Here is a 26,664-nt window from a genome sequence, read left to right on the forward strand (position 1 = left end):
GACCGATATTTGCGAATTGAAATTCCCGCCCAGTGCGGGAATTTTTTTCCGTGCCGAAAATGGAATAAATTAAGATGCAAAAAATCATTGTCTTAGATCGTGACGGCGTGATTAATGAAGACTCAGATGCTTTTATTAAATCTGCCGATGAATGGCTGCCGGTGGAAGGCTCGATTGAAGCCATTAAACTGTTGAAGCAAGCGGGTTGGAAAGTGGCGGTCGCAACCAATCAATCCGGCATCAAGCGCGGTTACTATGGTCGTGCTACTCTGAGTGAAATGCATCGGAAAATGCAAAATATGCTGGCACCGCACGGCGTTGACTGGATTAGCTACTCGCCTTATCTAGGCGGTGATAACTCCCCGTCGCGTAAACCGGCGCCGGGGATGCTGCAGGCAATTGAAAAAGCGTTGGGCATTCCGTTGCAAGGTGCGCCGATGGTTGGTGATACACTGGGCGATATTCGTGCCGCGCAAGCGATGCAGATGCAACCGTATCTGGTTCGCAGTGGCAAAGGCGAAAGAACCTTGGCGACGCAAGATACTTTATTGGCGTCCATTCCTGTCTATGACAATTTATTGTCAGTCGTGCAGCAATTATTGAAGGAGAATTGATGAAACTGCTGTTAATCCTACGTTCGAGCCTATTTGCTATTGGGCAGACTATCTCTTTAGTACTGTTTTCAGTATTCGGACAGCTAACTTTGCCGTTTTCTAATAAGGTGCGTTATGGCGTCATGACGCATTGGGCTACGTTTTGTCTATGGTGGTTGCGTATTACTTGCGGTATTAAAGTGCGAGTGCATGGCGCAGACCAAATTCTGCCCGAAAAAGCTGGTCTAATCCTTGCTAGACACGAATCGGCATGGGAGACCTTGCAGTTTCAGCGTATTTTTCCGCGTCAGGCTTATGTGCTTAAGCAAGAGTTGCTACGCATCCCGTTCTTCGGTTGGGGCATGAAATTGCTGCATCCGATTGCCATTGATCGTAATGCCGGTCGTAAAGCCTTAAAGCAGATTTTGCAGGAAGGGCAGGAGCGTTTGGATAATGGTAATTGGGTGGTGATTTTCCCGGAAGGCACGCGTATGCCGCCGAACGAGCTTGGGAAGATCAATATCGGTGGTGCTATGCTTGCCAAGCAAGCCAAAGCGCCGATTTATCTGGTGACCCATAACGGCGGAAGCTACTGGCCGAAAAACAGTTTTATGAAACGTCCGGGAACGGTTGACGTTTATATTAAGCGTATCGACGATGTTTCCGATTTAAGTGCTGCGGACATTAACCAATTGACCGCGGATTGGTACCAGCAATATTTTTCAACGCCTTCTCTCGCTGAGCAAAAGCCGACAGAGGGCACGGAAGTATCAACTCACTCCTAGAGTCTGTTGGCACTTTGCTCAACTAAACGAAGAGGGACGAGCTATGAGCCGGCTTGCTAGTTTTTTAGGAATCGCTTTGGCGATCTTGCTGCTTTCGGCAAGCATGTTCGATCAAGAGCAACAGCAATTCATTCATGCTTTCTTCAACTGGCAGGCGTTGCTGTTGGTGCTTGGCGGGACTTTTGCAGCCGTGCTAATTAATTATCCGCTTAATCAAGTTTGGTCGATTTTTCCGGGTGTTTACAAAATCTTCTCGCGTGAGTCGCGTTCAGATGAAGACCTTATCAATGAGATCTTCGATTTGGCTATGCTCAGCAAACGAAAAGGGCAATTGGCGGTAGAAAATCATCTGGAAAATGTCGATGATAACTTCCTGCGCATTGCACTGAATGAGATGTTGCTGTATCAGGATAAAGAGAAGCTACGCAGCGCATTGCAGACACGTCTGATGACCACTCGTTTACAAGAATTGAATTCTCAGGAAGTGTTTATCAATATGGCGTCTTATTCACCGGCATTTGGCATGATGGGGACGGTGATGGGCTTGATTATTATGATGACCACCGAAGTGAATGTCGATTTGAATTCACTAGCCACTTCGCCAACCAATGACATGCTATCCGGTTTATTACATGGTATGGGCTTAGCTCTGGTAACCACTTTTTATGGTGTGTTGCTGGCGAATATGCTGTTCTTGCCGATTGCCGGTAAATTGAAGGTTTTGAGCGAGCAGGACTTATTGCGCAATGAGATGATTATCCATGCTGTGGTGGCAATGAAAGCCAATGAACCTGCATTGTTAATTAAAGAGCAGCTCATGTCGTTTGTGCATGAGAAAACGCAACAACGTCTCGGTGAACTTGTTTAGCGGAGTGTGGCATTATGCTTTCTCTAAGTAAACATTCCAAAGGCGGTTCTCTGCTTTTCAAAGGTAATCCGGTCGCAGCTACGCCGACTTGGCTGCTGGTGTATATCGGTCTGTTTACTTCGCTATTGGCGATTTTCTTGTTTATCTTGACCATGATTGAATTGGAAACCGTTCCGCCGAAACGCGCTTATCAAAATATGGTGGTCGAACTTTATCAGCGAGCCGAAAACATTAAACAAGAACGTGGTTTAGACTGGTTGCAGGTTGAGAATACCTTGAATAAAGGAGTGCGTCTGACCTTAAATCCGGATGTTTTAGCCGCGCATAATTTGTTCGAATCGGCACAAGCCACGATTAATCCAGAACTCACTCCTTACTTATTGCAGATGGCGAAACTTATCGAAAGCCTTAATCTGCCGCAAGCGCCTGAATATTATCAGCGTTGGATTCGCCATTTGCAGGCGGTTGATATTGATGCACAGTTTTTTGTGCGTATTGAAGGCCATACCGATGCGCATCCAATGTTGCCGAATGCACGTTTTAAAGACAATGTTGAGCTCAGTAGTTATCGTGCTTATGCAGTGATGGAGTTTCTGCGCTTATATAGTCTTTTGCCACGTGAGTATTTTACGATTGCTGGTTACGGTAGTTTTCATCCGTTGGTCGAAGATAAATTTTCGCCGGAAAATCGCCGGGTGGAGGTTTATCTTTTGCCGAAACTGATCATGTTGGAAAACAGTAATCTACCGTTGAAGTCGCTGCGTGAGAGTGCAATGCTTGTGGGAGTGGAGCAGTGATTTCGCGTTTGTTGATTCAGTCACCGGAAAAGCGCGCACGGAGTGGTTGGCTATTGGCATTTGGCGATGTGGTAACCTTGTTGATTACCTTTTTTATTATGGTCATTGTGCTCAATAAGACTCAAGTTTCTAAGTTGCAAGTTTGGGCTGATCAGCAAGTGAGTGAAGCTTATGAGGAGCTGGCACAGCAGATCACTAACCAAGGACTTCAGGTGGTGTCGGTGGTGAGAACCCCGCAAGGCATTCTGCTTAAGGTGCAAAGTGCAGCGGCTTTTAATAGTGCTGATTATTATCCGTCTGAACAGTTAAAAGAAGAATTGCAGTACTTAGGTATTTTATTGAAACAGAGTCGGTTGTTTACTTTACAAGACAGCATCAACCCTCAAAAAAGGGCGATTTTGGATTACGCTGCCGAAGAGGGATTTTATTGGAATTCGGAAATTGTTATTGAAGGGCATACCGATAATGATCCAATTCAACCGACGTCGCCTTTGCGCAATAATTGGTTTTTAAGTGCCATGCGCGCCCAAACGGTTATGGAAGAATTATTTAAGGCCTCCGATTTGCCGGCTGAGCAATTCTCGATTTCCGGCTACGGAGAGCATCATCCGGTGCAAAGTAATGACAATGAAACCGGTAAGGAACAGAACCGCCGGATTGAGATTCTAATTACTGCTGGCTTTGTGCGTCACCTACAGGATGCTGGATTGGCGGTTGTTGCGTCTGCCCCTGAGCAAGTGGCAGCTGCCAATTAATCGGCGCTTTACCATGAGCTTGCAGGTATTGATTGGTCTGTGAGAAAGGTCTGCTGCCGAAGAATCCACGATAGGCAGATAGCGGTGACGGATGCGGACTTTTAATTACCAGATGGCGCTGCGTATCGATTTTGGCGCCTTTCTTCTGTGCATAAGCACCCCATAAAATAAACACGCAGTGTTCGCAATGTTGATTGACCAGTTCAATCACTTTGTCGGTAAAGGTTTCCCAGCCTTTGCCTTGATGTGAGTTGGTATTGCCGGCTTGCACCGTGAGGACCGCGTTCAGTAATAACACTCCTTGTTCCGCCCAAGGTTGCAAATAACCGCTGTGGCGATTATCAACCCCTAAATCCTCCCATAGTTCTTGGTTAATATTATTGAGCGATTTCGGCAATGGTTTAACGTCCGGCATAACCGAAAAACACAGGCCGTGTGCATGGCCGATAGTTGGATATGGATCTTGACCAAGAATCACCACTTTGACATTTTCCAGTGGGGTTGAGTTTAAGGCGTTAAACCACAGTGAACCTTGTGGCAGGATCGTGATTCCGTTTGCCTTCTCTTGTTGTAGCATCGCTTTCAGGCTCTGCATGTAGGGCTGTTCGAATTCGCTTTGTAAATGGGCTAGCCAGCTTGGTTGCAATTTGATTTCGCTCATCTTGGTGGTCATCCTTGATTTCGGTCAGTCGGAGTGACTGATAACACCGCAAATTATGGTATTATCGGCTCTGAAATTTGCGTCATTTTATCACCCGAATTGTCACCTTAGGAGTTTTGCCTTGGCCGAAAATTACAATGCAGCGGAAATTGAAGTCCTAACCGGCTTGGAGCCAGTGCGTAAGCGTCCGGGGATGTACACCGACACTACCCGCCCAAACCATTTAGCACAAGAAGTTATCGATAACAGCGTCGATGAAGCGCTTGCCGGGCACGCCAGTGAAATCACCATTACTCATCATGCGGATGGTTCCATGAGTGTGCTGGATAACGGTCGTGGTATGCCGGTTGATGTGCACCCGGAAGAAGGGGTTCCCGGGGTGGAAGTGATTATGACGCGCCTGCATGCCGGCGGTAAGTTTTCCAATAAATCCTACAACTTTTCCGGTGGTCTGCATGGAGTTGGTATTTCGGTAGTGAATGCTTTGTCGACGAAAGTGGAAGTACAGATTCGTCGCGATGCGCAATTACATCAAATTACCTTTGCCAATGGTGAACTGCAACAGTCGTTAGAAGTGATCGGTAAGGTCGGCAAGAAAAACACCGGCACGATGGTGCGTTTTTGGCCGGACGCCAAGTTCTTCGATAGTGCTAAATTTTCGATTAGCAAGTTGTTGTATTTACTACGCGCTAAGGCGGTGCTGTGTTCTGGGTTAAAAGTGAATTTTGTTGATGAAAAAGACGGCAAAAAAGAAACTTGGCAATATGAGCAGGGCTTAAAAGATTATTTGAATGATGCGCTGGATGGTCGCGACCGCTTGCCGCAAGAAGGTTTTGTCGGCGAAAGCATTGCCGAGCATGAGCAAGTTGAATGGGCGATTGCATGGTTAGAAGAGCCAAGTGAATCGTTGAATGAAAGTTATGTCAACCTGATTCCAACGCCGCAAGGCGGGACCCATGTAAACGGTCTGCGTGCCGGGGTGACAGATGCAATCCGTGAGTTTTGCGAGTTCCGTAATTTGATTCCGCGCGGTATTAAAATCACCCCGGAAGACGCGTGGTTGAATGTTGCTTTTGTACTTTCGGCTAAAGTTAAAGAGCCGCAATTTGCCGGTCAGACTAAAGAGCGTCTGTCATCTCGTGAGTGTGTGCCGTTTATTTCCGGCGTGGTTAAAGACGCCTTGAGTTTATGGCTGAACCAACATACCGAAGTGGCCGAAAAAATCGCCGAGATGGTGATCTCTAATGCCAGCAGTCGTGCGCGTAAAGCCAAAAAAGTAGTGCGTAAAAAAATTACTTCCGGCCCGGCTTTGCCGGGGAAATTAGCAGATTGTGTTGACACCGATTTAGCGCGTACAGAACTGTTTTTGGTGGAAGGCGATTCCGCTGGTGGTTCTGCCAAACAGGCTCGTGATAAAAGTTTCCAAGCGATTATGCCGTTACGAGGCAAAATTCTGAATACTTGGGAAGTTGAATCGAATCAGGTTTTGGCCTCGCAAGAGATTCATGATATTTCTGTGGCGATTGGGGTAGATCCAGGTTCTGAAAATCTTAGTGCTTTGCGCTATGGAAAAATCTGTATTTTGGCGGATGCCGATTCCGATGGTCTGCATATCGCTACGTTAATCTGTGCATTGTTTGTGAAACATTTCCCGAAATTGGTTGCAGAAGGGCATATCTATGTAGCCATGCCTCCGTTGTATCGAATCGATGTCGGTAAAAAAGTGTTCTATGCTTTGGATGAAGCCGAGCGTCAAGGTGTATTGGACAGAATTTCCGCAGAGAAGTTGCCGGGTAAAATTCAGGTTACGCGCTTCAAAGGTTTGGGTGAAATGAATCCTGCGCAACTGCGAGAAACCACCATGCTGCCGGAAAGCCGTCGTTTGGTGCAGTTGCAGCTGGACGAAGAGAGTCAAGAGCAAAACGTCACCGAAGTGATGGATATGCTGTTGGCGAAAAAACGCAGTCCAGATCGTAAATCCTGGCTGGAACAGAAAGGTGATTTAGCCAGTGTTTAAGTCTTGATGATGCCACATAAAAATATAATTAGTATGGGTGTCCTAGACCTGTTGCCTTTTAACCGATTGTGCAGTTGCTTTAGTTGAGTTCTTTGAATTACTTTTATTAAACTGTCACTTACACGTCTTTAAAAAAGGTGAAATTGCCCTTTAGGAGTTTCATTCTCCGGTAATACAAAATTTTGTGTTATCTGGGGTAGCCCTTTTTTTAATTTACATGGCGCATTAAGTCATTGATCTAAGGTCTAATGGTATGCTGATATTTACTTGACAGCCCTTGGTTTTTTTCCACTTAACTTGTCCTCCTAATAGTTGACAACGATGACGCATATTGCGTGTTCCTCGACCCAAGTTCCAGTCATTTGGGTCGGTTGTTTTGCCATTGTCTAGAATTTCAATATTTAGCATATCTTGAGAGTGTTCAATGTTTATCCAGACCTCAGTTGCTTTAGCATGTTTTAGGATGTTGTTGGTTGCTTCACGCAAAATACGCATTATGTGATTTAAGGTTAAGCTGGAAAATTTTTTGGAGGGCATTGTGCTTTGACTCCAATGCAGTAGGATCTGTTTTTCGCTGAGCCTAATTTGCATTTCTTCTTTCCAATGATAAAGGCTTTCTACTAAACAGGCGTGAGTTGTATTTGGCTGGGAGACGATATCGCGGAGGTCTTGCAATGCTGCTCGAGTGATTTGTTGCAGGCTTGAGTCTTCAGTTTTGTATAGCATGGAAAGTAATTTTGCACCGACATCATCATGTAAATCACTAAAAATTCTATTTTTTTCTTCAATGGCTTGCTCGCGCGCACTTAGACCGATTAAAGCTTGTTGACCAATTTGACTGAATAAGCTCGCCAAATGAACATCTTGTTTGTTAAACAATCGACTCCCCTTGCTTGGATAGCTAAAGAGCAAATGAGTTTCGTTAAATAGATGTGGAACTTTTAGTACCTGTCCAGAACCTTTCATTTGAATGGCTTTAATTTTTCCTTTTACCTCTTCCAAATCAAGAGCACCCCATGTCTCTTGCAAATTTTCTTGCCATATTTGATTGAGTTCATTGGCGTTTTGGGCGCTAAAAAGCTTTTGTATCAGGTGGTTGATCTGTTCATTTTGTTTATTTTCCTTTTTAAATAGCTTACCCATAAATAGTTGACGGATAGGAAAATAAAGCCAGCCGATTAAAGCTAGAGATAACATGAGGGCATTTTCTGAATTCATACCAATAGCGCTAATTAAAAATGCATCAAATAAAATCAGTAGCAGCCCTCCTAAGAACCAAGTCCAAGCATTGAACCACCAGCGATCTAGGTCGAACAAGCGATAGCGAATAATGCCAAAGGCAATGCCCACAAACATAAATAGAAACACTAAAAACATCATTCCTTGGCTAGCTGTAGGGTCAACGCCAAGGCTAACCGGTATCAAGATAAAAGCAGCAAATAGACCCGTGCCAAGGTAAATCGACAGTAAGTACCATTTCAAAGAAGCTCTTTCAATAGGCAAGTTGTGTGTGCGTTGCCACTGTTGGAAAGCTAAGACAAAACTGATAGCAAACAATATTAGTGTGCCTGAGTAAACCCAGCTAGGATCGGGATAAATTTGCATGCTAAAAAGTATCCAATTCAAACTTCCTGCTAAAACTACCCAAGGTGTTAGGTTAAAACGTTTAAACAATTTTTGTGGATAGTGTCCTAATAAAGCCACTAAAGCAACGGTAAAAAATACAGCACCAAATTGATTACTTATGGAAAGTATTAAGATTAGATTGCCATCTAAGAGAAATTCACGAGAACTATAAACGGCCGCACTAAGAGCGGAAACCCCTAGCGCAAACCCAGCAAAGAAAAATTGTTGCGCACCCACATTATTTACTTTAAAAGCATAAACGCCGGCGGCAATTAAAAACACCAAGGAGGCAATGACAGCCTGAAGCCAGAATAACCAAGGTAAATCTACTAGTCTTCGCTCTCGCACCGGTAGTTCAATTGACTCTCCATTAATCACGGCACTGATTTGGCCTTTCATAGAAGCTTGATAAAGCTGTTTCATATCTACCATGAACTGGTTGTAGTCAGTCCATGAATTTAATTGGTCTGGCTCCTCAACTAACAGTTCATGCCTAATTTTGATGCCGCCTAATGATTCAATCTTACTGTTATTGCTAAACAAGTTTTGCGTAGAGGGACTTGTTGGAGAAATTAGATACTGCTGAGAATTTGATTCATACGTGATATGAATGTCTAACATAGGGGCTTTTAGTGCCATTTCAATAGCAGTTAAAACTCCCAGTAATAGAATTATGCTTGCAAATAATAGGCGATGTTGGGATGAAATTTTCATAAAAGAACCTAGGTAGATACTTAGTTTTTCCCTTTAGGGTCTGACTAAACCAAGACGTGCCGCTTCCAGGGTGGCCTCTGCTCGTGAATTAATGCTTAGTTTGCGGTAGATTGTTTTGATGTAGCCATTAATGGTGTGTGGGCTTAAATCAAGTAATTGAGAAACTTCAGGTTGTGTGTAACCTTTAGCAATCAGAGTGAGTACTTCTTTTTCTCTGGCAGTGAGTAGGGGGCCAGGTTCAGGATTGATTGTGGAAAAATACCGCACTAATTTCAGTGTGATTTCAGAACTTAAAGCAGGCTCGCCACTGGTAATTCCTTGTAAGCGCTCAATGAACTTCTCTGCAGGCATGTCTTTGAGTAAATAGCCTTTTGCGCCAGCTTGCAGGGCTGGAAAGATGTGATGTTCATCGTCATAAATGGTGACAACTATGCTAATGGTTTGGGGGGAGGTTTGACTTAGGTTCAATATTAGCTCATTGCCTGTACCATCAGGCAGGTTGATATCAATTAAAGCAAGGTCAAAAGTAATCTTTTTACAATGTTTGAATGCTTGATCAAGGGAACAGGCCTGCTTAACTTCAATTGTCGGATATGCTTGCAAAAGCTTTTCGGCCATCCAAGTGCGGGCTTCAGGCTGGTCCTCTAGTATTAAGGCATGGTTCATGGTTTTACCCTTGATGTACGACTAAATGGCATAGTATCACAAAAAAAACAGGTGTTTTAACACCTGTTTAAAGTAGTAATTAAAGTGTTTTTAGCTCTAATTAAAGATGAGTGAACCGTTGATGATCATGGTTCCTTCGCCGGTACAGGTGTTACATGCTTTGGCAGGTAACACCGTGTTGTTGAAGTTAACCGTTTTGGTATCGGCGTCGATGGTTATATTGAAGTCATTCAGGGTTCCGTTGTCTAAATATTTCTCATAAACAATTGTTCCGTCTTGAGTGTATTTTAGCTGGATAAAGCCTGGAGACATATCAAATAGATTATTTGTGTAATGTACTTGGAGTGCAATGATTCCCCCTTTTCTTGTCGTGTTGGGAATGACGTTATCAGTAAAGTAGATTGCCGTCGCTCTTTCAGGAACTTCAAAGCCAGCGCCTGGGCAGAATTCAGTGCCAGTCAGAGCGGTGACATTGGCTTCGCCGGAAAGCGTCACACTTCCATAAGTACCGCTGCAAGTCGAACCGCTATTGTTTGACGAGGCATCATTAAACTGACCATAAAATTTAAAACCAGTTTGGTCGTAATTTAGATTATTACTAATATTGATTTCTCTTAGTGTTTCGCCTGTCACAATGGATGAAGCTGCGTATTTGAGGTTATTGGTGTTGTCTGTCCAGATGGCTTCGTAAGGATTTCCTTTATATAACACTGGATTTGTTAGGGTGGTGCTACCGTCAATCACGAGAGAGCCGTCGGTACCTAGTGCAAATGTTCGTTGGGTACCATCAGCAATTCCTGATCCTGGAGCAGATTCTGTAAAGGTAAAAGTATATTGCTTGGCATGTTCGGCAAGAATCGTTGCTGGACTCTCATTTAAGCCATTGCTGGGATTGCTATTTTCAAAAGAAATACCATCGACAGAAATTGCTTCATCAAATGTAAAATTGGGTAATGCTGGAATCTCGAATGAGAAACTGCTGTTTGCCAAATCAACACTTACTCTTATTTCATCCAATAGTTTGTCAAATCCAGTGCTATTGGCAACAAACGGTGTTGTTAAGAAATTGTAGCTATTAGGATCTAACCCCTTTTCAGTTATTTGATCACGCAGGTTGGCGTTTATTTTTGCTTGTGCGACAAGTACATTTTCTAGGGTGATATTGCTTCCATCCCAATCATCATAAAGCGTATCAAGGTTGATTTTATTGACGGCCAGAAAAAGTGCTAGATGGGTTAAGGGGGTGATATTGACAGTTTGATTGTTGGTCTCGGCGAAAGAATAGTAGGTTTTTAAGCCGTCTTCTGATACCACTTTTAATACAATTGGGGCTGTTAAGTTAGCAGCATCAAGTGTAAAAGAGCCATCTAACATGGTAGCGATGTTGATTTCATTTCCGCTAGCATCTTTAGCAAAAACAAAACCTTTAATTGGAGCTCCGGTTGCAGCCGTTCCTGCAAGCCCAGCAGCTGGTGTCGTTTCATTTGATGATGGATTGCTATTATTACAAGCGGTAAGGAATAGTCCAAAAATTAAAACTGGAACTATCAAAATGCGTTTTATGATTGTTTGCATGGTTAATTCCCTTCTAGTTTTGCATTGGTAGCGCTTTAACTAAGCGATTAGTTGCTTCATTGAGAACTTTATTGGCGCCAAATTCGTAATACTTAGGCTCTGCTGTAATCGAAATTTCGGTAGTGCTTGAGCTGCGTCCGCTAAACATGCCTAAGGCTGAGCTCAAAGCGTTTGCTGCTTTTGTGGCGTCGGAAGTTGTATCTTTATTACGGCCATAAGCTCCGATAGCGACCACCGGATCTTTTAGGGTTACTGAACTGTTTCTGTTAAAGGTGCCACCGTTATCTTGCATAACGATTAGTTTAGACCCGCTTACAACCTGAATTCCCTGTCCTAAACTGACACTGGCTGATAAATTTGCTGTTTTCTGCGGGCTCTTACTCCCTAAGGGAACTGACTCGATGTAGTCAACTTTATAATCCGCATCTTTATCAAAGTAAGCAAAGTGGACCTTGTAATTGACCGATAAAACAGGCGTTTTTAATTGTTCTGCCAATTCACCAAATTTGCCTAAATAAGGTGCATCAAAATTGTAAATTAAGCTCATGTTTGACGGAGCAAAGGCTATCATGTTTTTGCTCCCTTTCATTTTCTGGAATAGCCCTTGAGGCGATGGGAAGTGAGGTGTTGACAGCTTTGTCATTGTTTTAAATAGGCTGTTAGTTTGTAGGTCTGCATAATTCTTGACCTGGTAGCCTTTCTTTTCTAAGTCTTTAACAAAGGTGTTATAAGCTTGATCGGTAATTGCTTGAAATGTATTGTCCGAAACCCCTGATAGTTTTGCGACTAAATGTGCCTTGGCATAATCGCCACTATTGTGCCGTATCATTGGGCTTTCAGCTTTACTGCTACTTGAGTCCTGAACCACAAAAGTCACACCAAAATTACCAATATAAACAGCTTTTTTATTAACGAGTTTGTCTATATCATCTGTTGTAACTCGAGCATTTTCTGAACTTTTGACAAGAGTTTGTTGTGTGCTGTTGTTACTCACGCAGCCAGTTGAAAAGGCGGTGAGTAGACCTAGTGCGAAGAGAAAGGGTGCTTTCATGAAGGTTCTCCTTAGATTAGAGATTAGAGTTTTATTTTGAATGTAAATTTTTTTTTAATTTTAAAGCTGAATAGTATTTTTACCCATACCATGAATAAGGGGGGTGGTTATACTTATCTCTTTCATTGAAAGAGATACAGATAACGAGTTGAATAGCTAAGGCGAGCAAATTTACGGTTTTAGATTTGTATTGATTAAATCATTCGCTTGAAAATTCAATTTAAGACTGAATTTTCAACAGCTTCTAGATCACTACCATTGGTAGAATTTGGGATAAATATGAAAAGGATAAATTCAGTGATTAAGCAATTTGTTATTGGTGTCGTGATCATTTGCGGTGTTAGCAGTACTGTTTTCGCGCAGCCGGATAAAACCGAGCAGGTCGGTGCTTATCATCTAAGCCTTTATCAAGATATTCAGGGTGATGTTTTGGATTTGGAGGCTTATACCAAGGTTCCAGATAGGGAGGTTTTTTTTGGAGTGACGTGTTCGGCAATGTCGCCTTTTCCGGCAATGCAGGTGCTGTTGTTTGAAGATGAGATTATTTCTGAAACGCCGCGTTTTATGAGTGTCAGCTATCAACTCGACGGTAAAAACGGAATGGTCCCTTTGCAGGCGATTTTAAAAGCTGAGCTGACAGCAGATCGTTACCTAAACCAGATTCGATTTGAAATCGATAGCGGTAAAATTGAAAAGAATATGCGTTTAATGCAAGAAACTTATGCACGGTTGTTGAATGGCTTAGAAACCGGTAAGCAAATCACGGTGACGGTTGAGCATCGAACACTCGGTCAGCATCAGTATCAATTTACTTTGGAAGGATTGAATAAGGTGTTACAGCCTTATCAACGAATTTGTCGTTGAGTTAAAGAGTGCTAACAACGAAGCTATTCTTGAAAACCTCGCCGAAACGAAGAACTCGACGCCGGAAGGGGTAAGTCGAGACAGAGGCTTTGTAAAATTTTACTTTGCCTAAGGTCATTTGGACTTGTTCTGCGTTTGCTAAAAGCCTCGAAGAGTAATGTTGATGTTCTTCGAGGCTTTTTCGTCTTAGCGATTAAAACTCGTCCCAGTTATCCTGACTATTCGATGTTGGCGTTGTTTCGGAACGAGCGGGCTTAGGTGCTGTAATAGGTTTTTTCTCTGCTACCTTCGCATCGTTCTGTTCGCTTAGTTTAAAGCGGGCTATAAAGTTTGCTTGGTCGGTGGCTTGCTCACTCATATTGGTCGCTGTGGCCGAAAGTTGCTCAACTAAGGCGGCATTTTGTTGAGTGGCTTGGTCAAGATGCGCCATCGCTAGGTTAATCTGTTCAATCCCTTTTGCTTGTTCATAAAAGGTTTGCGAAGATTCGGAAACCAGCGATTCGAGCTTTTTGACCTTTTCTACCATACCTTCAAATACGGTATTGGTATGCTCAACGTGTTCGGTGCCTTTCTCGATTTGCGTGGTGGTTGAGGAAATCAGGCTCGAAATATCTTTGGCTGCTTCCGCTGAGCGTTGCGCTAAACTACGAACTTCTCCGGCTACTACGGCAAAGCCGCGGCCATGTTCGCCGGCTCGTGCCGCTTCGACCGCTGCATTTAAGGCTAATAGATTGGTTTGGAAGGCAATGCTATCGATGACGCCGGTAATTTCGCTGACTTTTTTACTCATCTCGGTGACTTCATGCATTGCCGTAATGGTTTGTTTCATAACCTCAATGCCTTCTTGTGCGGTCATCGCGGTTTCTCGGGAAATTTCATCTGCCAGTTTCATATTGTCGGCAGTATGTTTGGTCGTCGAGGTAATTTCTTCCATACTCGCAGCGGTCTCTTCTAAGCTAGCTGCTTGCTGTTGAGTACGTTCGGAAAGGTCTTCACTGGCGGTAGAAACTTCGTGTGCCATAGTGCCGATTTCCGTCGCACCGGTGCGGATGTTGTTAAGGGTTGAGTCCATATTGGTCATCGAGTTGTTAATCTCGACTTTCATGGTTTCCAACTGACCTTGGAATTCACCGCTCATGCGTTGTGTTAAATCCCCTTCGCTCATTTTACTCAGAACCGCAGAGACATTACTCAACGTGGTTGAGAAGCTAGATAAAAGAGTGTTAACCGATTTGGAAATCTCTTTCTCGAACTCTTTAAGGTGTTCGGTTTCGATTTTGTTTGCTAATTGACCTTGTGCGGCTTCGGCAATAATTCGCTCGATATTGCTTTCAATTTCCAATTGGTGAGTCATGTTTTTCCATTCGGTGATAAAGCCGATACGTTGCCCCTGCTCGTCGTGGATTGGGTCAACGGTTAAATCCAGAATTACGTCACCGATTTGAATGCGTGATTTGTAAGTGTCTTTCAAATTGTCGAGAATCTGGATTTGATGGCTTGGATTGACGTGAAATACATCAATGTTTTTATGAATCAGATTCTGACTGTCGAAATTTGGCAGGTATTTTTGTAGGTCCGGTTCAACTTCTTCGAGCATTTTCTGCAAAGAGTCGTTGACGAAAATAATGCTACGGAAGCGGTCAGCCACCATAATATTTGTGCTAGCGGATTTTAAGGCTTGTTCGATACGTGTTGCGGAAAGCAAGTCTTCATGCGCTTGGTCAAGATCAGTCCCGATTTTAATCTGCATTGATTGAATCCGGCCGAGAATTTTTTGCACGCGGTTGCTGCCGAAACTGTCGATATGGTTGTCGAATTTTCCACCGGAAATAGCGGTTAGATTGTTCTCTATTAATGTCAGTTTCTGATTGTGCTTGTACATAATGAAGATTATCAACGCGACAAAAGTGAACTGCAGTAATTCAAATAGCCATATTGGGATCAGTTCAAGGATGTTAGGGAAGAAAGTCGGCACAAAAGCGGTAAACATCTCCAGTGCAGCAATTAGGATGACCAATGACGCTGTGTTGAAGTGACGCAGTGGGTTAAGGCGGGTTTCGCTGCTTTGAACCACACCGTTTTTGATGGTCATGCGACCGGCCTCAATCTCTTTGTAGGCAAAGGTGGCAAGTTGTTTTTCTTCTTCGGTTGCAGCCATGCGCAATGACATATAACCGGTGATTTCGCCATCTTCAAATACCGGCGTTGCATTGGCATGCACCCAGTAATGATCGCCGTTTTTACAACGGTTTTTAACGATTTGCGACCAAGGTTTACCTGCTTGGATGGTGTCCCAGAAATCTTTGAACACTATTGCCGGTACATCTGGATGGCGCAGGATATTGTGTGGTTCTCCAACCAGTTCCGACCATTCGTAGCCACTGGCATCGAGGAAGGCTTCATTAACGGCAGTGATATTTCCGTAGAGATCGGTGTGAGAAACAATTTTGGTACCAAGTGGTAACACGTGCTCTTTTTGAGTGACAGGTCCGTTATCGCGCATTTTGTTCACCATTGTCAATAATGTAAAGAATATCTTATTGCTAGCTGCTTAAAAACGGCTTGTTTGGGAATAAGTATTCACTTTTTATCAGCGGTGCGAATTGCTAAATAACAGGCGTTAAAATTTTGTGATGCGTGCTTTTACGAGTGTTGTTAGTGTTGCTTAGAGTAAAATTTTTCAGGGTGAGTTAAACGTGCTTTAAAAGCGTGGCTGACGCTTTTGGCTCATTTGCGCCAAGCGTTGTTTGTATTCGATAAATTCCAGAATATATTGGCGCTGAATCGGTGTAATATTTTGAAAGTGCAATTTTAAGTATGCCCCTTTGTCATTGTTATGTCGATGGGTGACCTTGCCTAAAATTTTTAAGGTGCGGAAGTATTCGGAAGTAGGGATTTCGAAAACCAGTTCCAGCTCGGTGCCCACTCTTGCTCCGCGTGGCGACTGCACACCGGCATTTTCTATCGATAAGTCGGCAAGTACTGCCGCAACTTGGCCGTTTTTACCGATAAGAGTGACCGTGCGGTCGGTTTTCACACTAATAGAATCCATTACTGTGTTTCCTAGTTTCCCGATTTCTGAATGCTTAGACTATGAATCAAAGCGTTGGTGGTAGTTAAAAAAAGCGTTAATCTCGTAAGCTTGGTAAGGCTTCATCTGATTAAACGCCAGACCGGTTAAGTACTGACCGCGAACCTTGTCGCAGCGTGCTACGACGCAGGATAGATCGATTTTGATGTAGCCGTCCTCACTCGGTAAATTGATATGTACCAAAAACTCGTCTTTCGGTTGTAGCGGTTCACTCATCAAAACACCGCAACCGCATAGGGAAAGATCGATCAGTTTGCCGTTCAAAGAACAAGGTTTGATGAACTCCACCGGCAGATTAATACTGACCCTTTCTCCGCAACGTCGTTCGTATGCGGATTTTGTGCTAGAGCCTGAAGGTTCGGTTACTGACATAATTTCTCCTGAGAAATCGCCGTATAAATGGTGCTAAGCGAAAAGCTCGCCAAAAAGCGTATTGTAAATGATTTTTTACGAAGAGCAGCTAAGAGCGATGCCTTTCATTGCTGCATTTGGCTGTTCCAAAAAGTGGCGGTAATTGTTTTGCAATTCTGACGGTGGGTTGTTTGGCGTTTGTAGCCACTGCATGGTTTGGGCAAGCAGTTGGTAATCACCGCTTTCGCAATTTTCGATAATTTCCTGTGCAATATGATTGCGCAGAACAAAATCGACAGTCTGCTGCTGAATTTGTCGTTGGCGATGTTCGCGTTGCTGCTTTTCGGTTCGGGCTAGGTAAGTCTGCTGCCAGTCGCGCCACGCTTTGCTGTCGCCGATAAAATCATTCCATTGCTGTTCACGCTCGCTTTCAAGTAAAGCCAGTTTTTTGAAAAAGTGATGAAAGTCGATATCGCTTTGGTCCATTAAGATCAGACTGTCGGCGATAAAGTCGCGGTCGTTTTCATTAATATCTGCTAGGCCGAATTTATTTCCCATCGCTTGCAGATAAGCTTGGTTGTAATGAATTACATAAGCGTCCAGCGCTTGTTCAATCTGCTTACTGTCTAATAACATCGCGAAGGCTTGCCCGAGCACTTGGCAATTCCACAAGCCGATATTGGGTTGCTGGCTATAGGCATAGCGGCCTTCGCTGTCGGAATGATTACAGATGTAGTGAATTTTGAAGTCGTCCAAAAAAGCGTAAGGGCCAAAATCGAAGGTCTCGCCGGCAATCGACATATTGTCCGAGTTCATAACCCCATGGCAAAAGCCGACCGCTTGCCATTTGGCAATCATCTGCGCGGTGTTGATGCAAACCTCTCGTAACAGTTCTGCATAGCGGGTGCTTTCCGGTTCATCGGCAAGATGAGGGTAGACGAGCTCGATCACATAGTCAGCCAACTGAATAAAGCTGGCGCGGTCATTGATTTCTGCCAGCCATTCAAAATGCCCAAAGCGCACATGGGTTTTCGCGGTACGGATATAGCTAGCACGGTTTTCAATTTTTTCGCGATAGACCGGTTCTGGACTATGGCACAGACTTAAACAGCGAGTGGTCGGAACATTTAGATAATGTAGTGCCTCGCCAATCAAATATTCACGTACGGCGGAGCGTAGAACGGCTCGGCCGTCACCTCGACGTGAGAAAGGCGTCATGCCAGCGCCTTTTAGATGCAAATCCCACGAGCGATCATTGTGTAATGTTTGTCCGAGTAATAAACCGCGTCCATCGCCTAAATCCGGATTGTAGTAACCGAACTGGTGGCCGGTATATTTTTGCGCCAAGGGGGTGAAGTCTTCCGGCATTGCTTCGCCACTGGTCAGTTGGCGGATTTGCTGATCGTTTAAATCGATACCAATCTCTGCTGCGAGAGAACGGTTGTAGTGCACTAAGCGAGCATCAATCAACGGTTCAGGGCTGATGACTTGGTAGAAATGGCTTGGTAGTTGTCTGTAGTGGTTAGTGAAGTGATTCATGTTGAGGTCATTGGCGATGGATGAGAAATGCTTATTCTATCGAATTTTGTGAGCTTAACTGCGATCAGAGCGCCTTGATTGCTGAATTTTTCAGCCGAAACAGAGTCAAATATGAATTTTCAACAGGCCTTATGCTAAGCTAAAATGCTGAGATTCAAATTTTTATCGCTTATTTGGTTAGCGAAAGGAGGCCGAGATGGAATATCAATTACAGGTTGATAATATCAAGTGCGGCGGTTGCGCCGGTTCGATTAGCAAAAAGCTAAATCAGATAGAGCAACTGAGTGACGTACAGGTCGATATTGAACAAGGTATGGTTGCTTTTCAAAGCGATGATGATTCTGGACAAATTCTAATCGAAGTTAAAGCGGCATTATTAAAAATGGGTTATCCGGAAACCGGTTCGGTGGAAGGTGCTCGTGCTATGGGCGCAAAGGCTAAATCATTTGTCTCTTGCGCAGTTGGTAAGATGTCGGACTCAGAATAAAACAGCATTGCTTTCTGGATAGAGGGGATAAGGCGTGGATCAAACCACAATGAATTACGATGGTGTCGAGCAACGCAGTGTTGCCGATTTTGCCGAACAGGCGTATTTGGATTATGCGATGTATGTCATTCTGGATCGCGCCTTGCCGCATATCGGCGATGGCCTGAAACCGGTACAACGACGCATTCTGTACGCCATGTCTGAATTGGGGTTAAAGGCAACGGCTAAATTCAAAAAATCGGCGCGTACTGTCGGTGACGTACTTGGTAAATTCCATCCGCATGGTGATTCTGCTTGCTACGAGGCGATGGTGTTGATGGCGCAGGATTTCTCCTATCGTTATCCGTTGATTGATGGACAGGGTAACTGGGGTTCTCTGGATGATCCGAAATCGTTTGCGGCGATGCGTTATACCGAATCCCGCTTGTCGAAATTCAGCCAGTTGCTTTTGCAGGAAATTGGCCAAGGTACGGTCGATTGGACACCGAACTTTGACGGCACCATGGATGAACCGACTATTTTGCCGTCGCGTGTGCCGCATGTGCTACTGAACGGCACTTCGGGCATTGCTGTCGGTATGGCGACCGACATCCCTCCGCATAATTTGCGTGAACTGATTAATGCCTGTGTGGCACTGCTTGAATCGCCAAAGATTACCTTGGAAGAGTTGCTGGAATATTTGCCCGGGCCGGATTATCCGAACAAAGCGCAGATTATCAGTAGCGCCGACGAGCTGAAGAAAATGTATCAGACCGGTCAGGGTTCAATTAAACAGCGTGCCGGTTATCAGGTCGAAGACGGCGTCAATGTGGTGGTCGATGCTTTGCCTTATCAGGTTTCCGGTTCCAAGGTTTTAGAACAAATCGCAACCCAAATGCGTGCTAAGAAACTGCCGATGGTAGTGGATTTGCGTGATGAATCGGATCATGAAAATCCGGTGCGTTTAGTGGTTGAACTCCGTTCCAAACGTGTTGATGTCGAAACCACTATGTTGCATTTGTTCGCGACGACGGATTTGGAAAAGAGCTATCGCGCCAACTTCAATGTTATCGGTCTGAACGGTCGTCCGCAGGTCAAGAATTTGCATATGATGCTGAGCGAATGGCTGGAGTATCGTCAAGAGACCGTACGCCGACGTTTGCAATATCGATTGGATAAGGTGTTGGCTCGCTTGCATATTTTGGACGGTTTGTTGATTGCCTTCCTGAATATTGATGAAGTGATTGCTATTATCCGTGAAGAGGACAAGCCAAAACCGGTACTAATGGAACGTTTTGGTTTGACCGATATTCAAGCGGAAGCGGTATTGGAATTAAAACTTCGTCACTTGGCGAAACTCGAAGAGATGAAAATTCGCGGCGAGCAGGAAGAATTAGCGAAAGAGCGCGATAAGTTAGAGAAGATTCTCGGTTCGGCAGCGCGATTGAAAACCTTGGTGAAAAAAGAATTATTGGCCGATGCCGAAGAGTATGGCGACGAGCGAAATTCGCCGTTAATCGAAGCCAAAGGCGCGCAAGCGATGAGCGAGCAAGACTTATTGCCGTCGGAAGCGGTGACTGTTGTCTTATCCGAAAATGGTTGGGTGCGCGCTGCCAAAGGCCACGATATTGACGGTCAAAATCTTGGTTATAAGTCCGGTGATTCTTTCTTGGCGCAGTCGAGCGGGCAGAGTCGGCAAATGGCTGTATTCCTCGATACGACTGGACGAAGCTATTCACTGCCGGCGCATAGTTTACCGTCGGCACGTTCGCATGGTGAACCATTAACCGGTAGCTTAAAACCCTCTGTCAATAGCAGCTTTACGAAGGTGCTGTTAGCGAATCCGAAAGACAAATTTGTACTGGCAAGTAGTGCTGGTTATGGCTTTGTTACCGAGTTTGAAAATCTCTATTCGAAAAACAAAGCCGGTAAAGCGATGATTACCTTACCAAAAGGTGCCAAGGTATTGACGCCTTCAGCGGTTGCCGATAATCCATTGTTGGCGGTGGTTACCAGTGAACCGCGTTTATTGGTGTTTCCGATGGAGGAATTGCCGGAGTTGGCGAAGGGCAAGGGCAATAAATTGATTCAACTACCAAAAGGCGAAGAGGTCAATGCGGTCTTGGCCTTTAACGAAAACGATAAACTGACCTTAAGAACGGATAAGTATGAAAAGCAGTTCGGGCCGACTGCACTGCAAGAAGCTTTGGGTTCGCGCGCTAAACGCGGCATTGTTTTGCCGCGTACCCTGAAAAAAGTCATCGCGATCGACAAGGTGGAAAACTAGGTCTGCTAGTCGCTTTTAAGTTGATGATAATTAAGAGTAAATTAGGTTGACCGTAATTAGTCAGAAGCGCTGTCTGATTGGGTGTTATAACTTCTGGTACAGCAATTGCTTAATTCAATTTCTGGTCTATGCTAAAGATTTTTGCTTATGGCCGTTAACTCTTTTACGTCAATTTTTTAGAAGGGCGCACTCCGCGCTTTCGTTGTCTTATATGTCTCATGTAAGTCGTTTATAGGTCGCTTATGATTGCTAAACCGATTGCCATCTTGATTATCATCGCCAGCTTTTTAGGTGGTTTTGTGATGATGGGTGGAAACCTCGCCGCTTTGTGGCATCCATCTGAATTGGTGGTCATTTTAGGGATTGCGATTGGTGCCTTTATGGCTTCAACACCAGTCAATGTCTGGATGCGTACCATGCGTTTTCTCGGACGCTACTTTGCCGGAGACCGTGTTTCCAAAGAGCTTTATCAAGAGACCTTGGCGCTATTGGAAGAGTTATCTCGCCTATCTCGCAGTTCCGGTGTTTTGGCATTGGAAAAGCATCTTTTGGCGCCGGAAGATAGTCCTATTTTCTCGCAATATTCTCGTGTTTTGAAGCATCCTGACTTGAAGAAGTTCATCACTGAAAATTTCAGCTACTTATTATTAAACCCGCCTGCGTCACAGAATTTTCATGACCATTTGCACCGTCAGATTAGTGCCATGATTAACTCAATGATGGAAGTGCCGCGTGCTGCCGGTAAGGTTGCCGATTGGTTACCGGGTTTTGGGATTGTCGCCGCGGTTATGGGCGTTATTCTGACCATGGATATGCTAGGCGGTGATATGGATGTTGCTGTGATTGGTGGTGCTATAGGAGCCGCTCTGGTTGGTACTCTAACGGGAGTCTTTGTCGCTTTTGCAGTGATGGCGCCGTTTGTGCATGCTATAGAAGTGATGATTCGTCAGGATAGAAATTTGTTTGAAATGGCGGCCTCATTTATGGAATCTTATGCTAACGGTGTATCGCCGAGTTTATCGGTGGAAATTGGTCGTCAGATTGTGCCGCCGGAGTTCGCTGTTCCAAGGCCGGATGAGGAATAATGTATGTCGGATATGGATGAAGGCGGCGCGCACGGAGGTTCATGGAAAATAGCTCTCGCGGATTTAATGACCGTCCTGATGGTGTTGTTCTTAGTTCTGTGGCTGATTTCGATTGTCGATCCTAAAGACCGTCAAGCTTTTGTCAATGCCATGCAAGGTGAACCGCCAATAGGTGCCGAAGTCGATGATCAACAACTGTTTACGCCGCAAGTTGAGTTGATTGATCTGGAGATGAAGCCTCCGGTTAGCCGCGATGAAGTCGAGAAAGCGCTTAAGGACGTGAATCCGAAAGATGTTGAAATCGAAGAGACTGCCGACTACTTGAAAATCACTTTACACTCGGATAGCTTTTTCGAGAGCGGTCGCGCCACCATTACCGACGCTACGCGTGAACAGTTAGAGGTGCTGGGCGAGACCTTAGCTGGTCGTGATCAGGCGATTACCATCACCGGTTATACCGATAATATTCCCATTAGTAATCTCGTCTATCCATCTAATTGGGAGTTGTCGGCAGGGCGTGCAGCGACGGTTGCCAGAACTTTTATTTATATGGGGTTGGCTTCATCACAAATAACTATTTCCGGTAAGGCGGATAATAATCCTGTGGCGGATAATGACACGGCTTATGGTCGCTCGTTGAATCGTCGGGTGATTATCTTTGTAGATAAGTATCCGGAGGAAACAGAGAAGCCGGTTAGCGAGCCGCAAGGTAATCCGTTTAAAGCCGGACGCGTCCAGTAATTTATTATTGTGAGTTTTCTTTGTTTAAGAGCAGTGCTGGCACTCTGGGTCTTTTTTCAGATTTAGGGTGCGAATCATCATTGTGTAAGCGTCAATAATCATTAGCTTTCCTGTTAGAGTCGGTAAGCCAAGCAGCGCTTTGACCGCCTCGATTGCCTGCATCGAACCGACCATGCCGACCACGGGCGACAGTACGCCATTTTGTGAACAGGTCAGTTCTTGACCGCTGTCTTCCGAGTAAAGGCATTGATAACATGGGCTGTCAGGATTGCGGAAATCATAGGTGCTCAGTTGACCTTCCCAGCGAATTGCCGCACCGGAAATCAACGGCTTTTGTGCTTTGTGACAAGTGCGGTTCAGGGCAAAGCGCGACGCGAAATTATCGGTACAATCCAGAACCACATCAGCACTGATAACCAATTCTTGTATCTCTTCTTCACTTAATTTGCGGTCGATAGTTGCAATCTCAATTAGGCGGTTTAGTTGGGCTAAATTGCTTTTTGCCGAGGCGACTTTTGCTTGGCCGACATTGAGTTCGCGATGCACGATTTGACGTTGCAGATTGGAGTCATCGACTTCATCGAAATCGACCAGCGTTAGTTTGCCAATGCCAGCGGCAGCCAGATAAAGCGATGCCGGCGAGCCTAGACCTCCTAAACCGAAAATCACCGCGTGCGACTGCGCCAAGGTCAGTTGACCGCTGTAGTCGATTTCCGGCATTAGAATTTGGCGGCTGTAGCGTGAAAGTTCTTCGTTACTTAGTTCGGTTTTATTGGGATTCATAATCCGTCCTATTTGCTGCTTGGCATCTGCCCGAAAGTAATGCGGTCATTAGTGCCGTAATCTTGGCGGCTTTCGATATTGATATAACCGTCTTGGCGCAGAATTTCTTGCACCGCTTGTGCTTGATTATACCCGTGCTCAATTAGCAACCAGCCCGCTGCTTTGAGGTGCGCTTTGGCTTGTTCGCTAATCAAGCGAATATCGTCCAGTCCATCGGCGCCAGAAGTTAAAGCGGTAATCGGTTCAAAGCGTACATCGCCTTGCTCAAGATGCGGGTCTTGTTCTTCAATGTAGGGTGGGTTGCTGGCAATAAGGTCAAATTGTTTACCGGCCAAAGGTTCGCACCAAGAGCCGTGTAAGCAGGTAATCGGGAGGTTTAGAGTTTCGCTGTTGTTCTTAGCGACGGCCAGCGCGGCTTCAGAAAAATCGACGGCGCTGATAGTGGCATGTGGCAATTCGGATTTTAGTGCTAGGGCAATAGCACCGGTGCCGGTACCTAAATCGGCAATCTCTGCTTGCGGTTTGTCGGCGAGAAGTTGCAGTGCGGTTTCCACTAGGGTTTCAGTGTCTGGACGCGGGATAAGCGTGTCTGGCGTGACTTTAAGGCTTAACCCCCAAAACTCGCGTTCACCAATCAGGTGGGCAATCGGTTTGCCGAGCATGCGTTCACGACATAAATTGCGAAACTGTACGACGACATCATTATCGACAATTTTTTCCGGCCAAGTGTATAGATAGGTGCGGTCTTTATCGAGCAGATGTGCCAGCAGGATTTCAGCTTCCAGTTTTGGAGAATCGACAAAGGCACAAGGCTCCATGGCTTGAGAACCTTGTGTCAGCACCTGCTCAATGGAATAGCCGACCTGCATCTATTTAGCTGTCTGCGTTCAATGAGGCAAGCTGTTCCGCTTGATGTTCCTGAATCAGCGGGTCAATGACATGATTCAAGCCGCCGTTCATCACTTCATCCAATTTATAAAGGGTTAGGTTGATGCGGTGGTCGGTGACGCGGCCCTGCGGATAATTGTAGGTGCGAATTCGTTCTGAACGGTCACCGCTGCCGACTAAGCTCTTACGCTCTTGGGCGATTTCAGCATCGTGTGCTTGCTGTTTGGTATCCATAATACGTGCTGCCAAAAGCGACATGGCACGGGCACGGTTTTTGTGCTGCGAACGTTCATCTTGACATTCCACTACTGTGCCGGTCGGCAAGTGAGTGATACGGATTGCTGAATCGGTTTTGTTAACGTGCTGACCACCTGCACCCGAGGCACGGAAAGTATCCACTTTTAGGTCGGACGGATTCAGTTCGACCTGTTCGACATCCGGTGCTTCCGCCATGATAACCACCGTTGCTGCTGAAGTATGGACACGGCCTTGAGTTTCAGTGGCTGGTACACGTTGTACGCGATGTGCGCCGGATTCAAACTTCAAGCGCGAATAAGCGCCGGCACCGATAATACGCGCGATAATCTCTTTATAACCGCCATGCTCGCCTTCATTGGAGTTGATGACTTCGACCTTCCATTTCATCGATTCTGCATAACGAGAATACATTTTGAACAGGTCGCCGGCGAAAATCGCGGCTTCGTCTCCACCGGTACCGGCACGTACTTCCAAGAAGATATTGGACTCATCGCGAGGATCTTTCGGTAGCAGCATTTTCTGCAAATCTTGTTCGAAACCTTCAATCGCCGCTTTCAGTTCAGGAATTTCTTCCTTAGCCATTTCTGCCATCTCTGGATCGCCGGAACGGAGCATTTCGTCGGCTTCATTCAAGTCGCTTTCGGCACTAATATAGGAATTGAATGTCTCCACCACTGGCGTCAATTGTGCATGCTCTTTAGTCAGTGCTGTGAATTTGTTCATATCAGCCATGACATCCGGATCGGAAATCAGGTGGTTTAGCTCTTCAAGGCGTTCCACTAAGGTTTCTAGTTTTATGCGAATCGACTGTTTCACGGTGGTTATCTCTTAAATTTGTATGAATAGGGTGAATGCTGCCGTGCAGGAGGTACGGCGAGTTGGCCTAGCTATTTTTTGCAGACCGGATCGTCACGGCAGATAAGTAGCTGTGCGGCATTATCGATAAGGTTCTGATCGCCTTCCAGACCGGCTTTATTCAGCTTGGCAGTCGGAGTATGTAGTAGACGGTTGGTCAATTGATTGGCAAGACGTTTAATGACGTCTTCGATATCATTGCCTTGTTCAATTTGATGCAAGGCGTGTTCTAACGCTTGTTCTTTAATCTGCATCGCTTGTTGGCGATACTCTTGGATAATCGGTTTAACCTGCGCGATGGCGTTTTGTTGCGCCATGAAGTTTTCCGCTTGCAGATCGATGATTTCTTCGGCTTGCAGGGCGGCGCTTTGGCGCGATTGTTTATTGCTCTCGATAATCTCTTGCAGGTCATCGACGGTATATAGATAAACATTGTCTAAATTGCCGATGCTGGCTTCAATGTCTCGTGGCACGGCAATATCAACCATAAACATCGGACGGTTTTTGCGTTTCTTTAAGGCTTGCTTAACTTGGTCGCGTTTTAGAATCGCATAAGGGCTACCGGTCGAGCCGATAACAATATCCGCTTCATGAAGGTGGTCGTCTAACTCTTCTAACTGAATACCGTAACCGGCAACGCTTTCCGCCAGACGATGGGCGCGTTCGTATGTACGGTTAGCGATAATCAGCTTGCCGATATTGGCTTCTTTTAAATGACGTGCCACTAATTCGATCGTCTCACCGGCACCGAGCAAAACAGCCGTTTGTTCGCTAAGATCACCAAAGAACTGTTTAGAAAGCGAAACAGCCGAGAATGCGACTGAAACCGGGCTAGTGCCGATAGCGGTGTCGGTACGGACTTGCTTGACGGTTTTAAAGATGTGCTGGAACAGCGTGTCCATAGTTTGGTGGATGCCGTCATTCTTGTGCGCAGCATTGTAGGCGTCTTTAATCTGTCCGAAAATCTGCGGTTCACCTAGTACTAGGGAGTTCAAACCTGAAGCAACACGCATAATGTGCTTAACCGCATCAATGTCTTGATGTTGGTATAGGAATGGCTCGATACTACGTTCCGGTAAATTAAAAAAATCATGTAGCCATTGGCGAATTTTTTCAACGTCAGCTTCGTTCTTCTGAGTGCTGTAAATCTCGGTGCGATTGCAGGTAGAAAGGATAATGCATTCGGAAACTAAGGATTGCGCTTTCAGTTCTTGAAAGGCTTTTTTGGCTAAGTCAGGGGTAAACGATACGGTTTCACGGATATCGACAGGAGCCGTTTCGTGATTGACACCGAGAGTGATTAGCTTCATATTAAGTGTTTACCGTTGACCCAAAAAGCGTATGCAGA

24 protein-coding genes are annotated in these 26,664 nt (G+C 45.1%); 11 read left to right on the forward strand and 13 right to left on the reverse strand.

Annotated features, from left to right (window positions below):
- Positions 1–74 precede the first annotated feature (74 nt).
- The 5 genes from gmhB to J3998_RS05795 are packed head-to-tail and all read left to right on the forward strand — an operon-like array spanning position 75 to position 3,798.
- Positions 75–614 carry a D-glycero-beta-D-manno-heptose 1,7-bisphosphate 7-phosphatase gene (gene gmhB, locus J3998_RS05775; protein ID WP_208148528.1) on the forward strand — a complete coding sequence of 180 codons (540 nt, stop codon included), beginning with the start codon at positions 75–77 and terminating at the stop codon, positions 612–614.
- Positions 614–1,378, forward strand: coding sequence for a lysophospholipid acyltransferase family protein (locus tag J3998_RS05780; protein ID WP_208148529.1), 765 nt, complete (start codon positions 614–616; stop codon positions 1,376–1,378). Before gmhB ends, J3998_RS05780 begins: the two co-directional genes overlap by 1 nt.
- 43 nt (positions 1,379–1,421) lie before the next feature.
- Positions 1,422–2,246, forward strand: coding sequence for a motility protein A (locus tag J3998_RS05785; protein ID WP_208148530.1), 825 nt, complete (start codon positions 1,422–1,424; stop codon positions 2,244–2,246).
- Positions 2,247–2,260: 14 nt separating this feature from the next.
- Positions 2,261–3,043 (forward strand): OmpA/MotB family protein, encoded by a 783-nt coding sequence (locus tag J3998_RS05790; RefSeq protein ID WP_208148531.1) that lies wholly within the window; start codon positions 2,261–2,263, stop codon positions 3,041–3,043.
- Complete coding sequence (locus J3998_RS05795; protein ID WP_208148532.1) at positions 3,040–3,798, forward strand: OmpA family protein; 759 nt, start codon at positions 3,040–3,042, stop codon at positions 3,796–3,798. Before J3998_RS05790 ends, J3998_RS05795 begins: the two co-directional genes overlap by 4 nt.
- Here the strand turns inward: J3998_RS05795 and ung are convergent.
- On the reverse strand, positions 3,713–4,459 hold the full coding sequence (gene ung / locus J3998_RS05800) for a uracil-DNA glycosylase (protein ID WP_208148533.1): 747 nt from the start codon (positions 4,457–4,459) through the stop codon (positions 3,713–3,715). The two genes, J3998_RS05795 and ung, sit on opposite strands and share 86 nt — an antisense overlap.
- Positions 4,460–4,580: 121 nt before the next feature.
- On the opposite strand from ung, the gene parE reads away from it, so the two are divergent.
- Positions 4,581–6,476, forward strand: a complete 1,896-nt coding sequence (gene parE / locus J3998_RS05805) for a DNA topoisomerase IV subunit B (RefSeq protein WP_208148534.1) — start codon at positions 4,581–4,583, stop codon at positions 6,474–6,476.
- 225 nt (positions 6,477–6,701) lie between these two features.
- Here the strand turns inward: parE and J3998_RS05810 are convergent, their stop codons facing one another.
- The 4 genes from J3998_RS05810 to J3998_RS05825 form a co-directional block, all read right to left on the reverse strand.
- Positions 6,702–8,816: an ATP-binding protein gene (locus J3998_RS05810; RefSeq protein ID WP_208148535.1), complete on the reverse strand. Its 2,115-nt coding sequence runs from the start codon at positions 8,814–8,816 to the stop codon at positions 6,702–6,704.
- Between the two features lie 33 nt (positions 8,817–8,849).
- Positions 8,850–9,482 carry a response regulator gene (locus tag J3998_RS05815; protein ID WP_208148536.1) on the reverse strand — a complete coding sequence of 211 codons (633 nt, stop codon included), beginning with the start codon at positions 9,480–9,482 and terminating at the stop codon, positions 8,850–8,852.
- 96 nt (positions 9,483–9,578) lie between these two features.
- The gene (locus J3998_RS05820) at positions 9,579–11,057 is read right to left on the reverse strand and encodes a hypothetical protein (RefSeq protein ID WP_208148537.1); all 1,479 of its coding nucleotides are present in this window, start codon (positions 11,055–11,057) and stop codon (positions 9,579–9,581) included.
- A 13-nt stretch (positions 11,058–11,070) separates the two neighbouring features.
- A complete protein-coding gene (locus J3998_RS05825; protein ID WP_208148538.1) occupies positions 11,071–12,108 on the reverse strand; it encodes a hypothetical protein in 1,038 nt (345 codons plus the stop codon).
- Between the two features lie 297 nt (positions 12,109–12,405).
- Here J3998_RS05825 and J3998_RS05830 point away from each other — a divergent pair, with 297 nt between their 5' ends.
- Positions 12,406–12,972, forward strand: coding sequence for a hypothetical protein (locus tag J3998_RS05830; protein WP_208148539.1), 567 nt, complete (start codon positions 12,406–12,408; stop codon positions 12,970–12,972).
- Between the two features lie 193 nt (positions 12,973–13,165).
- On the opposite strand, the gene J3998_RS05835 is transcribed toward J3998_RS05830, so the two are convergent.
- From J3998_RS05835 to J3998_RS05850, 4 genes are all read right to left on the reverse strand, one after another.
- The gene (locus tag J3998_RS05835; protein ID WP_208148540.1) at positions 13,166–15,475 is read right to left on the reverse strand and encodes a methyl-accepting chemotaxis protein; all 2,310 of its coding nucleotides are present in this window, start codon (positions 15,473–15,475) and stop codon (positions 13,166–13,168) included.
- A 198-nt stretch (positions 15,476–15,673) separates the two neighbouring features.
- Positions 15,674–16,024 (reverse strand): PilZ domain-containing protein, encoded by a 351-nt coding sequence (locus J3998_RS05840; protein ID WP_208148541.1) that lies wholly within the window; start codon positions 16,022–16,024, stop codon positions 15,674–15,676.
- 39 nt (positions 16,025–16,063) lie between these two features.
- Positions 16,064–16,435 (reverse strand): PilZ domain-containing protein, encoded by a 372-nt coding sequence (locus J3998_RS05845; protein WP_208148542.1) that lies wholly within the window; start codon positions 16,433–16,435, stop codon positions 16,064–16,066.
- Positions 16,436–16,510: 75 nt separating this feature from the next.
- Positions 16,511–17,953 (reverse strand): protein adenylyltransferase SelO, encoded by a 1,443-nt coding sequence (locus J3998_RS05850; RefSeq protein WP_208148543.1) that lies wholly within the window; start codon positions 17,951–17,953, stop codon positions 16,511–16,513.
- A 196-nt stretch (positions 17,954–18,149) separates the two neighbouring features.
- On the opposite strand from J3998_RS05850, the gene J3998_RS05855 reads away from it, so the two are divergent.
- The 4 genes from J3998_RS05855 to J3998_RS05870 all read left to right on the forward strand — a co-directional run bounded on the left by J3998_RS05855 (position 18,150) and on the right by J3998_RS05870 (position 22,532).
- On the forward strand, positions 18,150–18,440 hold the full coding sequence (locus J3998_RS05855) for a heavy-metal-associated domain-containing protein (RefSeq protein WP_208148544.1): 291 nt from the start codon (positions 18,150–18,152) through the stop codon (positions 18,438–18,440).
- A 34-nt stretch (positions 18,441–18,474) separates the two neighbouring features.
- Positions 18,475–20,706 (forward strand): DNA topoisomerase IV subunit A, encoded by a 2,232-nt coding sequence (parC, locus tag J3998_RS05860; RefSeq protein WP_208148545.1) that lies wholly within the window; start codon positions 18,475–18,477, stop codon positions 20,704–20,706.
- Between the two features lie 242 nt (positions 20,707–20,948).
- A complete protein-coding gene (locus J3998_RS05865) occupies positions 20,949–21,791 on the forward strand; it encodes a motility-associated protein (protein ID WP_208148546.1) in 843 nt (280 codons plus the stop codon).
- A 3-nt stretch (positions 21,792–21,794) separates the two neighbouring features.
- On the forward strand, positions 21,795–22,532 hold the full coding sequence (locus J3998_RS05870; RefSeq protein ID WP_208148547.1) for an OmpA/MotB family protein: 738 nt from the start codon (positions 21,795–21,797) through the stop codon (positions 22,530–22,532).
- A gap of 24 nt (positions 22,533–22,556) precedes the next feature.
- Here the strand turns inward: J3998_RS05870 and J3998_RS05875 are convergent, their stop codons facing one another.
- From J3998_RS05875 to hemA, 4 genes are all read right to left on the reverse strand, one after another.
- Positions 22,557–23,315 (reverse strand): HesA/MoeB/ThiF family protein, encoded by a 759-nt coding sequence (locus J3998_RS05875; RefSeq protein WP_208148548.1) that lies wholly within the window; start codon positions 23,313–23,315, stop codon positions 22,557–22,559.
- An 8-nt stretch (positions 23,316–23,323) separates the two neighbouring features.
- Positions 23,324–24,184 carry a peptide chain release factor N(5)-glutamine methyltransferase gene (prmC, locus tag J3998_RS05880; protein ID WP_208148549.1) on the reverse strand — a complete coding sequence of 287 codons (861 nt, stop codon included), beginning with the start codon at positions 24,182–24,184 and terminating at the stop codon, positions 23,324–23,326.
- 4 nt (positions 24,185–24,188) lie between these two features.
- Entirely contained in the window at positions 24,189–25,277 is a 1,089-nt protein-coding gene (prfA, locus tag J3998_RS05885) for a peptide chain release factor 1 (protein ID WP_208148550.1), read from the reverse strand.
- Positions 25,278–25,348: 71 nt separating this feature from the next.
- Complete coding sequence (gene hemA / locus J3998_RS05890) at positions 25,349–26,626, reverse strand: glutamyl-tRNA reductase (protein WP_208148551.1); 1,278 nt, start codon at positions 26,624–26,626, stop codon at positions 25,349–25,351.
- Positions 26,627–26,664 lie beyond the last annotated feature (38 nt).

It is taken from the genome of Thiomicrorhabdus marina (assembly GCF_017571465.1).
GTDB lineage: Bacteria > Pseudomonadota > Gammaproteobacteria > Thiomicrospirales > Thiomicrospiraceae > Thiomicrorhabdus > Thiomicrorhabdus marina.